The organism is Herpetosiphon giganteus, from assembly GCF_016907925.1.
GTDB lineage: Bacteria > Chloroflexota > Chloroflexia > Chloroflexales > Herpetosiphonaceae > Herpetosiphon > Herpetosiphon giganteus.
Window position 1 is genome coordinate 83,719 of sequence record NZ_JAFBCZ010000012.1, and the last position, 13,112, is coordinate 96,830.

The window sequence follows — 13,112 nt, forward strand, 5'->3', positions numbered from 1 at the left end:
TGTGGAGCCAAAAGCACCAGTCCCAATCATCAAAACAATTCCAACTTGGCGCGATTTAGCCCGCTGGACGCTGACAGCCTTTGCTATTTGGCTGGTGCTGTGGTTGCTCTGGCGCACTGGTAATCAACTGTTGCCGTTTGCGTTTGGGCTGATCTTTGCCTATTTATTGTTGCCCTTGGTGAATAAATTAGAGCGCTGGATTCCGCGTTGGGCCGCAATTCTGGTGGTGTATGTGGTTGGCTTAGGTGCGATCGTTGGTTCAATTTTGTATATTGTGCCACCAGCAATTAACCAAGTCAGTGGTTTTTTTGGCTCGCTGCCTGGCTTTTATGAAAATACGCTTGAGCCAAAAATTAACGAAGGCCTTACCTGGTATCGCAGCGAAGTGCCTGCTGATATTCAAGCGAATATTGATGGCCAGGTGGGCAAAGGCATCAACACGCTTAAAGAAAATGCTGCCAATTATGTTGAAACTGGGGTCAATGGTGTGCTGAATGGCTTGGGTGTGGTTTTCCAAACCCTGATCTTTTTGGCGGGCTTTTTGATTATTCCGTTTTGGCTATTTTATGTGCTGCTTGATGAGCGTAAAGGCAAGGCCGCCATTATTCGCATGATCCCTAAATCGATTCGTACCGATGTGTTAACTGTACTTTCAATCTTCGATCGGGTGTTTTCATCGTATATTCGTGGCCAATTAATCCTCGGCTTGGTGATTGCGATTATGTCGTACATTGGCTTGTGGGTTGTTGATTTGGTGATGCCAGGCGAGATTCCTTACAAGTTGCTCTTAGCCTTGGTTGCTGGCTTTACCGAATTAATCCCCGTAATTGGGCCGATTATTGGCGCAATTCCCGCAATTATTGTGGGCTTGACGACCTCGCTGCCGATGGGTTTGGTCATTGCTGGCTTGTATATTCTGATCCAGCAGATTGAAAATAATTTCTTAGTGCCACGAATTATTGGGGCGATTGTCGAAATTCATGCCGCAATTTTGATGGTGCTGTTGGTCGTTGCTGGCACAGTTTCGGGGCTGGTCGGGGTGATTATTTTTGCCCCAATGGCGGCTGTTGCGCGTGATAGCTATCAATACATCAATGGTCGGCTGCGCCAACCAGACGATCCACGCTATTTACGGGCTGGCGAGTTGCCGTGGGAGCATAAAGAAGAGCCAGAAACGCCGATGCCGCCGATGCTTGCCTTTCAAAACAAAGCCTAATTGACCACCTGCCCCTTGGTTTGTACAAACGCCAAGGGGCTTTTGCTTCAGCGAATTCCAAAACCATACTGCATAACACCACTCATCGTAGTATAATAGCGCCATCTTGGACTTGGGGAGACCGATCCATGGGCCGCAACTCGTCTTTTCGCATTTGGCTAACTCGTATTCGTCCTCTTGCTTGGGCCTTAGCTTGCTTTGCGCTCGTGCTTTTTGGCTACACGTTTAGCACCAGCATTCCAACTGATCGCCTGACGATTATTGCGAGTGTTTTAGGTGTAACTGCCGTGGCCTTGCCATGGCTTTTTAATCCCGAAGGCGATTGGCGCGAGTTGCGCACGCTTGGTATTTTGGCCTTGCCCTTGAGCGTGGCAATTCTCAGCGAAGGCTATCATACAGCGCTTTGGTCGGTGCTGCTGATTCCAGCAATTGCGATTCCGCAAATGTTGCCACCACGCTGGGCATTCAGCGCAATTGGCTTGATGGTGATTGCTTGGGCGGTCAGCAATGTCTTGGTTCCAGCGGTTGAGGTTGAAACGGTTGCGCTCGAAGTTGGGTTGCGTAGCGTGGGCTTTGTCTTGGTTGCAGTTGCGGTTTGGTTGGCGGCGCGACCGCGCTTTGATTATCCAGCGATGCTGCCAGAAGCGCCAATTCGGCGGGCAACCAGAGCTGCCGAGCGTTTGCGTGGCTCGCTTAGCCCAGAAGAAACCCTCGAAGAATTGGCTAGCGCAGCCAAAGCCTGTGGCCCGTTTATTTTTGCCAGCGCTTCAACGGTCGATTGGCGGGCACGCACGTTGCGGCTGGCGGTGGCAATTGGCGCAAGTGGCCGCACGCTTGGCGCAACCGAAATGCTTTCCATTCCGTGGGATGAGATTTCGGTGCTGTTGCGCGACGATCGCCGCATTGGCGATAATGCCTATTTGGCCGATTCGTTACCATTCCGCGATATTGCTGGCGAGCACTATATGTTGGTGCCGGTGCGCACCGCAACTGGCGAGATTTGTGGGTTGCTCACGGTTGGCGATGATGATCCTAAGGCCCGCAAACGCCTGACTGAAACCGCACCCTTGCTTGAATTATTGGCCTCGCAGGCTGCTGCTGTGCTCGAAAACGCCGCGCTGCAAAATACCTTGGCCCAACGCATTGAAGCCACCACCGCCGAAATGGGTCGTACCGCCGAAGATGCCATGCGCGCCCGAACCCGCGCCGAAAGCATGTATCAGATTGTGCGCGCGCTGAGCGGCACGCTCGAACCGCAACCATTGCTTGATCAAGCGCTGTTGTTGATTGCTCAAGCGACCCAAGCAGAACGTGGCGGGATTATGCTGATCGATCCTAAGAGTGGGCGCTTGGCATTTAGCACCAATCTTGATCGCAACATTACGCGCACCGAGGCTATTTCGTTGGAACGCGGCCAAGGCTTGGCTGGTTGGGTCGTCGAGCATCGCGCCCCTGTTATCATCCCCAACACTGCCGAAGATAACCGTTGGATGGTGCGCACTGAATACGACAAAAAAGGTCGTTCGGCGCTGGCCGTGCCAATGGAGCAGGATGGGAGGGTAGCTGGAGTGATTGTGCTGATCAACAGCCGCATCAATCACTTTACCCAAGAGCACATTCAATTTGTGCAGGTCATTGGCGATCAAGTGATGACGATGCTCAGCAATGTGCAGCTCTATCGGGCTACGACTGAGCAAGCCCGCCGCTTGAGCCAAGCCCTCGAACAACGCGAAGAAGAAGTCAGTCGCAGCTTGGCGATTGTGCGTTCAATCGGCGATGGCGTGGTGGTTGGCGATCGGGTTGGGCGAATTCGGTTGATCAACCCAGCTGCCGAGCAATTGCTCAACATCGAAGCCGTCGAATGGCTCGGCAAGCCCTTGATGAGCCTGCCTGGTGCGCCAGAGAGCGAGCCACGCCTGACCGAAAAGCAAACCTACCAGCAATTTGAGCTAAGCGGGCGCATGATTCGGGCATCGAGTACGCCAGTGTTTACTTCGCAAAGCGAATGGCTTGGCAGCGTGGTGGTTTATCACGATATTACGGCGGCTGAATTGGCCGATCGGATGAAAACTGAGTTTGTCGCCACCGCCTCGCACGAATTGCGCACCCCATTGACCTCGATCAGCGGCTATATTGATTTGCTGATGTTGAACACGCTTGGTCCTTTGACCGAGCAGCAACGCCAATTCCTGAGCGTCGTCAAAAACAACATCGAACGTTTGAATGCAATTCTCAACGATTTGCTCGACGTTTCGCGCATCGAATCGGGCAAAGTGCGTTTGCAGCGCAAACCAATTAATCTTGATGAGCTGATTCAATCGACCGTCATGGCAATTCATCAACAATGGAGTGGCAAGCAAATTTCGTTGGCGCTTGATGTGCCCGATGATTTGCCGCCGATGATTGCCGACCCCGAACGGATGCGCCAAATCGTCACCAACTTAATCTCAAACGCCTACAAATATACCCGCGATGGTGGGCGCATCGATGTGGTGGTGAGTAATGGCAGCGATTCAGTTACGTTGGCGGTCAAAGATAGCGGCGTGGGGATTGCAGCTGATGATCAACAGCATATTTTTACCCGTTTCTTCCGCTCGGAAAACCCACTCAAGGAGCAGGCTGGCGGCACCGGCTTGGGCCTGAACATCACCAAATCGTTGGTAGAGTTGCACGGCGGCAAAATCTGGTTTGATAGCGAAGAAGGCCGCGGCACGACCTTTACGGTGCAACTGCCGGTTGGCGGCGATTCCGACTGGACTCCAGCTTCATGGCTTGAGGGCGTGTAATGCGGCGGCGTAAAGTGCAACCCTTGAATGACCAGCGGCGCGAGGTGCTCTTATGGTTGGCGCAACGCAGCTGGACGGTGGCTGAACTGGCGGCGGCGAGCGGTTGCGATGCGGCGATTTTACGGGCTTGGTTGGAAGGCAAGCGTTCATTGAGTGAAGCCGAACGCTTAGCGATTGAGGAAGCACTACAACAACATCATGAATAAACTTTATTTTGGCGATAATCTGGCTGTTTTGGCGAGCCTGCCAGCAGCCAGCTATGATTTAATCTACATTGATCCGCCTTTCAACACTGGCAAAGTGCAAAGTCGCACCCAATTGCGTACCGTTCGTTCCGAGCATGGCGATCGGATTGGCTTTGGTGGGCATCGTTATAGCAGTATCAAAGTTGGCGAGCGGGCTTATGGCGATAGTTTTGATGATTTTCTGGCCTTTATTGAGCCACGTTTGCTCGAAGCCTACCGTTTGCTGAAGCCCCAAGGCAGTTTCTTTTTTCATATTGATTATCGTGAAGTACATTATTGCAAGGTGCTGCTCGACCAGATTTTTGGCCGCGATTCGTTTATCAACGAAATTATTTGGGCCTACGATTACGGCGCACGCTCGCGCAAAAAATGGTCAACCAAGCACGATACGATTCTGTGGTATGCCAAAGATCCAGAAAACTATACCTTTAATTATGAGGCAATCGATCGCATTCCCTACATGGCTCCAGGTTTAGTTGGGCCTGAGAAGGCAGCGCGCGGTAAAACACCGACTGATGTCTGGTGGAACACGATTGTTAGCCCGAATGGCAAGGAAAAAACTGGCTACCCCACCCAAAAACCGCTCGCAATCCTCAACCGCATTGTGCGCGTGCACTCTAACCCCAACGATCAGGTGCTCGATTTTTTTGCAGGCAGTGGCTCGTTTGGCGAGGCCGCCGCACGCAATGGCCGCAATTTCACGCTGATCGATCAAAATCCCCAAGCAATCGAGGTAATGCGCCAACGCTTGGCTTTTGCCAACCCCGAATTTTATGAAGTACACCGTTAACCGCGAAGAACGCGAAGGTACACGAAAGGCTATGGGCTGGAGGCTTTTGGAGATTGCTTGGAGCTACCAACACTTGTTCCGCTAGCCGAGAGCCTTATTCTTCGTGTTCTTCGTGGATCAAGCTTTTAACGCAGAGGCGCAGAGAAATTGAGGACAAAAGGTATGGGCTATTAGGAATTGATTTCAACATCACAACCCACTAGCCCATAACCAAATTAACCGCGAAGAACGCGAAGTTCCACTAAGGTTGGATTTTTTGGTTCTCTGAGGCTTGTACAAAACTCAGGTTTCCAATTAACCTAACATTCGTGCTCTTCGTGTCCTTCGTGGTTTAACTCAATAATTATTTCCAGCTATCGTTGCGGGTAACGCTGCCACTGCCGGGCGTGCTAAACGTGCGGTTCGTCCCGCTTTCCCAGGTTACATTGCCTGAGCCATCTTTTTTGATGTATTTGTATTCGATGGCGGTGTTGGCTGGCAAGTTGATCGTTTTGCTCCAAACTGGGTAGCTTGCTGATGAGAGCAGCACGGCATTGGCGGTATTCCAGCTGCCAAGCGCCGCAACATTGCCAATCACATACACATTTTGGCCCCAAGTTGTGGTGGCGTTTTCGTTGAAGGTCACCGCAATGGTGCTGCTTGGTGGCGTGGTTGGCACTGGTGGCGTGGTTGGCACTGGGGTTGGGTTGGTGCCATTGATTTTTGCCCCACCGTGAATTGCCACTGAATCCATCGCTGCCACCGTGATCGTTGCTTGACCACTGCCATTGACGCTGACGGTTGGGCCTGAACAAACCCCATTGTTGAAATCGCCGTGAATCACATCGCAGTAGGTGCCTGCTGGCAAGCCAGTTGCAAAGGTGCGGCTTAAGCTATTGCCTTCGCGGTTGATTGCCACAAAGCCCAAGCTACCACGGCTGAACGAGATTTGATTATTGCCATTCGACCACCAATTGCTGGTGCTAAATGCGCTGCTAGTGTAGTTGCGGAAGCCAACCATGTTGGCGATGCCGCGCCAGCGATGCTCACAAACCCAGTTGCTGCCGCCACAATCGGCGGTGTTGCCATTGTAAACATTGCTGCTTGGTGGGCCTTGGTCGCCATTGCTGAAATTGTAGCTCGACATAACTTGGGGATAGCCATATGGCCAAGCCAAGGCAAAGACGTTGGCAAGTTCGTAGAGTTTGCCATCTTTGAAGGTTACCACGTTGCCAGCGCCACCATGGCCGCGTTGGTTATCGTGGTTATCGGTAAAGACCACGGCGCTATCGCTGGCGATAAAGCCCCATGGTGTGCCGAAGTTGCTCATGTTGGCGAGCTTATCGGTTTTGAACATACGGCCAATGTTGGTGCTGTATTTGAACTCGGTTACATCGCCGTTGCCGGTGTATTCGCCAGAGGTAATTGGCTCGCCGCCTTGGTCGATTACTTCTTGATAGATGTAAGGATTGCTGGCGCGGCTCATAATGTTGGCGATGTCGGCGGCGGGCATGTGTTTGGCGGCATCGATGCGGAAGCCAGCCACGCCCAAGCCACGCAGATCATTCAGGTAGGCAGCTAACTTGCCGCGTACATAATCTGATTCGGTTTTGAGGTCGGCGAGGTTCACCAACTCACAATTTTGCACTTCCCAACGATCTTGGTAGTTGCTAATATCGTCGTTGCCATTGCGGCCACAGTGGTGGAAATCTTGGGTCTGATAGTTGCCTGGGTAGTTGTAGCTGCTATAGCTGGTGCCAGCAACGCCAGTGCCGCTGCCAACGCCAGTCATATGGTTGATCACAGCATCGACATAAATATCTACGCCAACTGCTTTACAGCGGGAAACCATGTTGGCAAACTCGGCGCGGGTGCCGGAGCGGCTTTGAATTTGATAACTGACTGGTTGATAGCGCGTCCACCATTGTGCGCCTTGGATATGTTCTTGAGGTGGTGAGACTTGAACCGCTGCGAAGCCTTTGGGTCCGAGCCAATTTTCGCATTCTTTGGCAATGTCAGTCCATTTCCATTCGAACAAGTGGACGAAAGCCGTGCGTGGTGTCGTTTGAGCTTGGGTTGCTCGTGGAGCGGTTCCAAGGAAGCCAACCGAGAAGATGATCACAACCAAGACGAACAGTGTCAACCGCGCGATTGCGCGAGTGGTCCGTGACATAAACGACCCTCCTTTGGGACGTGAACGGTTGATCGAGTCAAGGCAGCTGGATGATACTCAGGCCTAGGATGTTCGAGATCACACAGCATCTACGGGGAATGAATCAACGGCGATTCATCGAGCCACTATCAATTTGTTTATAGAGCGAACAAAGTTTTAGCCCTAGAAAAATACCGTCGTACAAAGCTGAAATGTTAGCTGGCGTTGTAAGCACGATTAGGCAAATGTCCCGATTTGGGCTGGTACTTTTGGTTCGTTCGTTTGTTGGACGAAGTATACACAAGCGATTTGGGCTTGTCAAGCCAAAATTGGGCTAAAAATTTAGCTTTTTAATAATTTAGCTTATTCAGCTCATGGTGCGTCTTTTCATTCAAGGTTATGGTTGTTAATCAAGGATTGCAGTTCAGCATCAAGTGTTTGTCACCACCCTTCCGTCCCGCCTCAAGGCGGGAGACGCAGGGGTTTTCAGCCCCTGCACCCCAAATATTCATGTGTTGGAGTGTTGCTGTGCATCTTTACCCCCAAACTTCGTACTCTTCGTGGATCAAACCTTCGCGCTCTTCGCGCTCTTCGCGGTTCCAACCCCTAGCACCCCATCCCCGATCCCCAACCCCTGATTACTGACCCCTCGCTCACCACCCTCTGTTGCCAACCCCAATGATTTTCCGAGAGCCAAGAGCCTTCTCCCCTTCGTGTTCTTCGTGCTCTTCGTGGTTCCCGTTTATCCGGCCCCCAGCACCCGATCCCCGATCGCCAACCCCTAGCAGATTGTTGAGGCATTTTGTGACAATTGCCACAAAATAAGCAAAATGGTTGGCATTGGGGATAAAAACATGGCTAGGCTAATGCGAGCTAAGGCGATTTCTGCCCGTTACAAAGGGATTGAGCCTATTCTTGACTAATGTTAACAAGTTTGACAAGAGCATAGCCATCCTTTATACTTGAGAATGTGCAAAAAAGCACAAAATCCCAACAGTCGTGAAAGTTGTATTGCCCAGCGTTGTGCAGAGCCAGCAGTGTACCGCTTTACGATGGGCCTATAAACGCGGAGGGATCGCCTTGTCCACAAAACAAAAGGTAATTATAGCGGTCGCAATTACCGCAGTGATTGGGATTGCTTTGCGCATATTCCTGCCTGTTGGTACGCCGCTGGTATCGGTGCGAGCCGAAGAACTGTTCCACATTGGTGGTTATACGATCACGAACTCGCTGTTGCTCACTTGGATAGTGATGGCACTCTTGATCGTGCTTGCGGTCGTTGGCACAAGCAAATTGCGCAGTGGCAACGCTGAAGCTTTGAAGCAACCACGTGGTTTGCAGAACGCTTTGGAATATGCGGTTGAAATGTTCTACAACACCATGCAAGGGGTCAGCCCCAAATTTGCAGGGCGTTTCTTTGTAATCGTTGCAACCATCTTCTTCTTAGTTCTGCCATCAAACTGGTTTGGTTTGATTCCAGGTGTCGGCTCAATTGGGTTGTGCTATAGCCACAGTGCCGAGCATGCCGCCGCTCCAAACTATGTTGCAACCGCTGGCATCAGCACCGATACTGCTGCGCCAGTGCTGGCTGCTGCTGCTGAAGGTGGCAAATACACCCACAACTGCCCAAGTGGCACGGCCTTCCACCCATTCTTGCGCCCAGGGAGCGCCGACTTGAACATGACCTTGGCTTTGGCCTTGATCTCGTTCGCGGTGACTGAATTCTGGGGCTTCCGCTCGTTGGGCTTTGGCTACTTAGGCAAGTTCTTCAACTTCCGCGGTGGCTTGATTCAAGCTGCGGTCGGGATCATCGAATTGATTTCGGAATTTGCGCGGATTGTCTCGTTTGCCTTCCGGCTTTTCGGCAACATCTTTGCCGGTGAAGTTGTGCTCTTGGTAATGGCATTCCTGTTCCCAACCTTGCTATCTCTGCCATTCTACGGCCTCGAACTCTTCGTCGGCTTGATTCAAGCCTTTGTGTTCGCGATGTTGACGATGGCATTTATCGATATGGCTGCTGAATCGCACGGCGATCATGGCCACGAAGAACACGCGCACTAAGCGCTTGATCGACGCAAACTAACGGTTTGATCATACACTTTTCTTTTGACTACTTATTGACACTCAGTTTTTGGAGGATTCAGCTCATGACCGATGAAGGTGTACGCCTGATTGCAGCGGCCTTGGCTATTGCTTTATCGACCCTCGGCCCTGGTATTGGTATTGGGATGTTGGTATCGGGCGCATTGCAGTCAATTGCTCGCAACCCTGAAACCGAAGGCACGATCCGCACCAATATGTTCGTCGGTATCGCTTTGACAGAAGGTCTCGCGATCTTCGGTCTGGTTATTTCGTTGTTGATTGGTTTCAACGTTATCTAAGAACCAACCGCCGACGAACGACGATTCAATGACACTATTCCTGCAAGCGCCATGCACCTAGTGGCGTGGCGCTCTTGCTAAGGGGGATGTAATGGATAAGCTTGGGGTCGATCTCCCACTGCTACTCTCACAAATTGTCAACTTCTCATTGTTGGCGATTTTGTTGAATATGTTTCTCTACAAACCAATTTTGAATGCCCTGCAAGCTCGCTCAGAACGCATTCGCGAGAGCTTGGATAACGCTGAAAAAGTGAAGCAACAATTGGCCCGCGTTGATGCCGACTACGATGCGAAGCTGCAAGAAGCTCGCCGTGAAGGTCAAACCATCATCAGCCAAGCCCAAGAACGCGCTCGGGCGCAAGAAGCCGAATTGTTGGTTGTTGCTCGCAATAACGCTGCCAAAATTGAAGAAGAAGCCCGTAACAAAGCTGAACAAGATCGCCAACAAATGTTGCGCGGCTTGCAAGGCCAATTGGCTTCTTTGGTTACCGAAACCGCCAGCAATGTGCTTGGTCGCGAACTGCAAACTAAAGGTCACGACGAGTTGATCAATAAATCAATTGACCAACTTGGGAGGCTGAACTAATGAGCAGCCGCGAACCCGCAAGCTACGCCCGCGCTGTCTATGATTCACTCGTTGCAGCGCTCAAAGCCGAAGGCCAAGAAGATCTCTTGTCAAACGTGCTGGATGAGTTGGTGCAGTTGGCGCGTTCGGGCGGCCCAACCGCGGCTGAAGTTACAAGTGCCGTAGAACTGAGCGCTGAACAACGCACCAAGATCGCCAACGATCTCAAGGCGCGTTATGGCGCATTGCTCGACATCACCTACAACGTCGATCCAGAAATTCTGGGCGGCTTGTTGGTGCGTGTTGGCGATAAGGTGCTTGATTCAACTCTCCGCCAACGCCTCAACGCAGTCCAACGCAATATGATGGCCGGTTAACTGTGAGAAGTGATGAAGCACCAGCTTCATCCTTCATACTTCGATCATAGAGGCAAACAATGGCTGTAACAGCAGAAGATATTCTTAGTCGTCTTAAAGCCAGCGTTCAGCAACCACTCAGCGCTGACCCAACTGCGGTCAACGTCGGGACGGTTGCCAGCGTTGGCGACGGCGTAGCGCGGATCTCAGGTCTGCGTGATGTTATGGCTTCGGAGTTGCTTGAATTCAAGCAAACGAAGTCAGGCGAAACCGTCATGGGCATCGCGCTGAACTTGGAAAAAGATAACGTCGCTGCCGTTATTTTGGGCGATTATCTCGAAATTGAAGAAGGCGACTTGGTACGCTCAACTGGCAAGATTATTTCAGTGCCAGTTGGTCAAGAGTTGCTTGGCCGCGTCGTTGACCCACTGGGCCGCCCACTCGATGGCAAAGGCCCAATCAGCGCAACCAAAACCCGCGAAGTCGAACGGATTGCCCCCGGGGTGATCGAGCGTAAATCGGTTAGCCAACCAGTGCAAACTGGGATTTTGGCGATCGATGCCTTGATTCCAATCGGGCGTGGTCAACGTGAGTTGATCATCGGCGACCGCCAAACTGGTAAGACCGCGATCGCAATCGATACGATCATCAACCAACGCGGGCAAGGCATGGTGTGTGTGTATGTCGCTATCGGCCAAAAGCGCTCGAAAGTGGCTCAAACCATCACCACACTTGAGCAAAATGGCGCGATGGATTACACCATCGTGGTCAATGCTTCAGCCTCAGAATCAGCAGCATTGCAATACATCGCCCCATACTCAGGCTGTGCCATCGCTGAAGAAGTGATGGAAGGCGGCGTGACGGTCGATGGCGCATTGGTCAAAGATGCCTTGATCATCTATGACGATTTGTCGAAGCATGCTGTGGCCTATCGCCAAGTGTCGTTGTTGCTGCGCCGCCCTCCAGGCCGCGAAGCCTACCCTGGCGACGTGTTCTACTTGCACTCACGCTTGTTGGAACGGGCTGCTCGTTTGAGCGAAGCCAATGGCGGCGGTTCGATTACGGCCTTGCCAATCATCGAAACCCAAGCTAACGACGTTTCGGCCTACATTCCTACCAACGTGATTTCGATCACCGACGGTCAAATCTTCTTGGAATCGGACTTGTTCTATGCTGGCCAACGCCCAGCCTTGAACGTGGGTATTTCGGTGAGCCGCGTCGGTTCATCGGCCCAAACCAAAGCCATGAAGACCGTTGCTGGTAAGATGAAGCTCGAATTGGCTCAGTTCCGCGAATTGGCAGCCTTTGCGATGTTTGCCTCCGACTTGGATGCAGGCACCAAGGCCCAAATTGAACGCGGTCAACGCCTTTCGGAATTGCTCAAGCAACCACAATACCAACCAATCTCCTTGGAAGACCAAGTGATTATTCTGTGGGTTGCTGGAAACGGCTTCTTGGATGATGTTCCAGTTGCTCGGATCAACGACTTCAAGCGCGATTTCTGGCAGTTTATCCACAGCAGCTATGCTGAGGTTGGCCGCACTATCGCTAGCGATAAAGTCTTGAGCGAAGCAACCATCGCCAACTTACGCAAAGCCGTGACCGAATTCAAGCAAACGGCGAGTTATAAATAGATAGGGGTTAGGGGCTGGGGGTCAGGGGTCAGTTAAACCTTGATCCCGCCCTTGCCTCAATCTCTTTCTTTACGAGGATTTTATGGCTTCAGCACGAGAAATTCGGCGGCGGATCAAGAGTGTCAAGAACACTGGCAAAATCACCAAAGCGATGGAGCTAGTGTCGGCCTCGAAGATGCGTCGCGCTCAACGAAACGTGCTTGCAACCCGTCCGTATGCCGACCGCCTGTATGATGTTATGGGCGAGTTGACCATGCGTTCGATGGGTGGCAGCTCGAAACACCCGTTGTTGCAGCCGCATCCCACAGTAACTCGTGTTGCGTTGATTTTGATCACGCCCGACCGTGGGCTGTGCGGTGCGCTTAATTCAAACTTGACGCGTGCAGCGGCTCGCTTTATCACAGATCAAAAAAGCCAAGGTCGTAGTGTTTCAGTCATCGCTGTCGGCAAAAAAGGTCGCGATTTCATCTTGCGGGCTGGTCAAAAGCTCGATTCTGAAATTATTGGTTTGGGCGATGCGCCACCGTTGGTGGATGTCTTGCCTGCTGCCACAACCGCGATCAATGGCTATAGCCCCGATGCGAATGGCAACTATGCCTACGATGAAGTCTACTTGCTTTGCGCTGAGTTCGTAAACACCTTGGTCCAACGGCCAAAATTGCGCCGTTTCTTGCCAGTCGAAGCCCCAGGCAACGCAGGTGCAACCAAGGTCGATTACTCATACGAACCAAGCCAAGAAGATGTGCTTGACCAATTATTGCCACGCTTCATTGAAGTGCAGCTCTACCAAGCCATCCTTGAATCAATTGCAAGTGAACATTCGGCCCGGATGATGGCCATGCGCAATGCCAACGACAATGCCAAAGAGTTGGTGCGCGACTTGACCCTGACCTATAACAAGGCTCGGCAAGCAGCCATTACCACTGAGATTAGCGAAATCGCCGCTGGTGCAACAGCGCTCAACCAATAATCAGCTAGTTTTGGCTAGCGATTGTTGACCATTTGGAG

11 protein-coding genes are annotated in these 13,112 nt (G+C 51.8%); 10 read left to right on the top strand and 1 reads right to left on the bottom strand.

Features of this window, described 5'->3' with window-relative positions; genetic code table 11:
• The first annotated feature begins 1 nt into the window (after position 1).
• The 4 genes from JOD20_RS12775 to JOD20_RS12790 all read left to right on the top strand — a co-directional run bounded on the left by JOD20_RS12775 (position 2) and on the right by JOD20_RS12790 (position 5,037).
• Complete coding sequence (locus JOD20_RS12775; protein ID WP_204755626.1) at positions 2-1,216, top strand: AI-2E family transporter; 1,215 nt, start codon at positions 2-4, stop codon at positions 1,214-1,216.
• A gap of 128 nt (positions 1,217-1,344) precedes the next feature.
• A complete protein-coding gene (locus tag JOD20_RS12780) occupies positions 1,345-4,002 on the top strand; it encodes an ATP-binding protein (RefSeq protein ID WP_204755627.1) in 2,658 nt (885 codons plus the stop codon).
• Positions 4,002-4,208, top strand: a complete 207-nt coding sequence (locus tag JOD20_RS12785; RefSeq protein ID WP_204755628.1) for a hypothetical protein — start codon at positions 4,002-4,004, stop codon at positions 4,206-4,208. The genes JOD20_RS12780 and JOD20_RS12785 overlap by 1 nt, the downstream gene beginning before the upstream one ends.
• Entirely contained in the window at positions 4,201-5,037 is an 837-nt protein-coding gene (locus JOD20_RS12790) for a DNA-methyltransferase (protein WP_204755629.1), read from the top strand. The genes JOD20_RS12785 and JOD20_RS12790 overlap by 8 nt, the downstream gene beginning before the upstream one ends.
• A gap of 343 nt (positions 5,038-5,380) precedes the next feature.
• On the opposite strand, the gene JOD20_RS12795 is transcribed toward JOD20_RS12790, so the two are convergent.
• Entirely contained in the window at positions 5,381-7,189 is a 1,809-nt protein-coding gene (locus JOD20_RS12795) for a carbohydrate-binding module family 20 domain-containing protein (RefSeq protein WP_204755630.1), read from the bottom strand.
• A gap of 1,059 nt (positions 7,190-8,248) precedes the next feature.
• Between JOD20_RS12795 and atpB the strand changes: the two genes are divergently transcribed.
• From atpB to JOD20_RS12825, 6 genes are all read left to right on the top strand, one after another.
• The gene (gene atpB, locus JOD20_RS12800) at positions 8,249-9,229 is read left to right on the top strand and encodes a F0F1 ATP synthase subunit A (protein WP_204755631.1); all 981 of its coding nucleotides are present in this window, start codon (positions 8,249-8,251) and stop codon (positions 9,227-9,229) included.
• An 86-nt stretch (positions 9,230-9,315) separates the two neighbouring features.
• Positions 9,316-9,549 (top strand): ATP synthase F0 subunit C, encoded by a 234-nt coding sequence (atpE, locus tag JOD20_RS12805; protein ID WP_204755632.1) that lies wholly within the window; start codon positions 9,316-9,318, stop codon positions 9,547-9,549.
• Positions 9,550-9,640: 91 nt separating this feature from the next.
• The gene (locus JOD20_RS12810; RefSeq protein ID WP_054534610.1) at positions 9,641-10,135 is read left to right on the top strand and encodes a F0F1 ATP synthase subunit B; all 495 of its coding nucleotides are present in this window, start codon (positions 9,641-9,643) and stop codon (positions 10,133-10,135) included.
• Positions 10,135-10,491: an ATP synthase F1 subunit delta gene (gene atpH, locus JOD20_RS12815; protein WP_204755633.1), complete on the top strand. Its 357-nt coding sequence runs from the start codon at positions 10,135-10,137 to the stop codon at positions 10,489-10,491. The genes JOD20_RS12810 and atpH overlap by 1 nt, the downstream gene beginning before the upstream one ends.
• 59 nt (positions 10,492-10,550) lie before the next feature.
• On the top strand, positions 10,551-12,104 hold the full coding sequence (atpA, locus tag JOD20_RS12820; protein WP_204755634.1) for a F0F1 ATP synthase subunit alpha: 1,554 nt from the start codon (positions 10,551-10,553) through the stop codon (positions 12,102-12,104).
• 82 nt (positions 12,105-12,186) lie between these two features.
• Positions 12,187-13,074, top strand: coding sequence for a F0F1 ATP synthase subunit gamma (locus JOD20_RS12825; RefSeq protein WP_054534607.1), 888 nt, complete (start codon positions 12,187-12,189; stop codon positions 13,072-13,074).
• Positions 13,075-13,112: the final 38 nt, after the last annotated feature.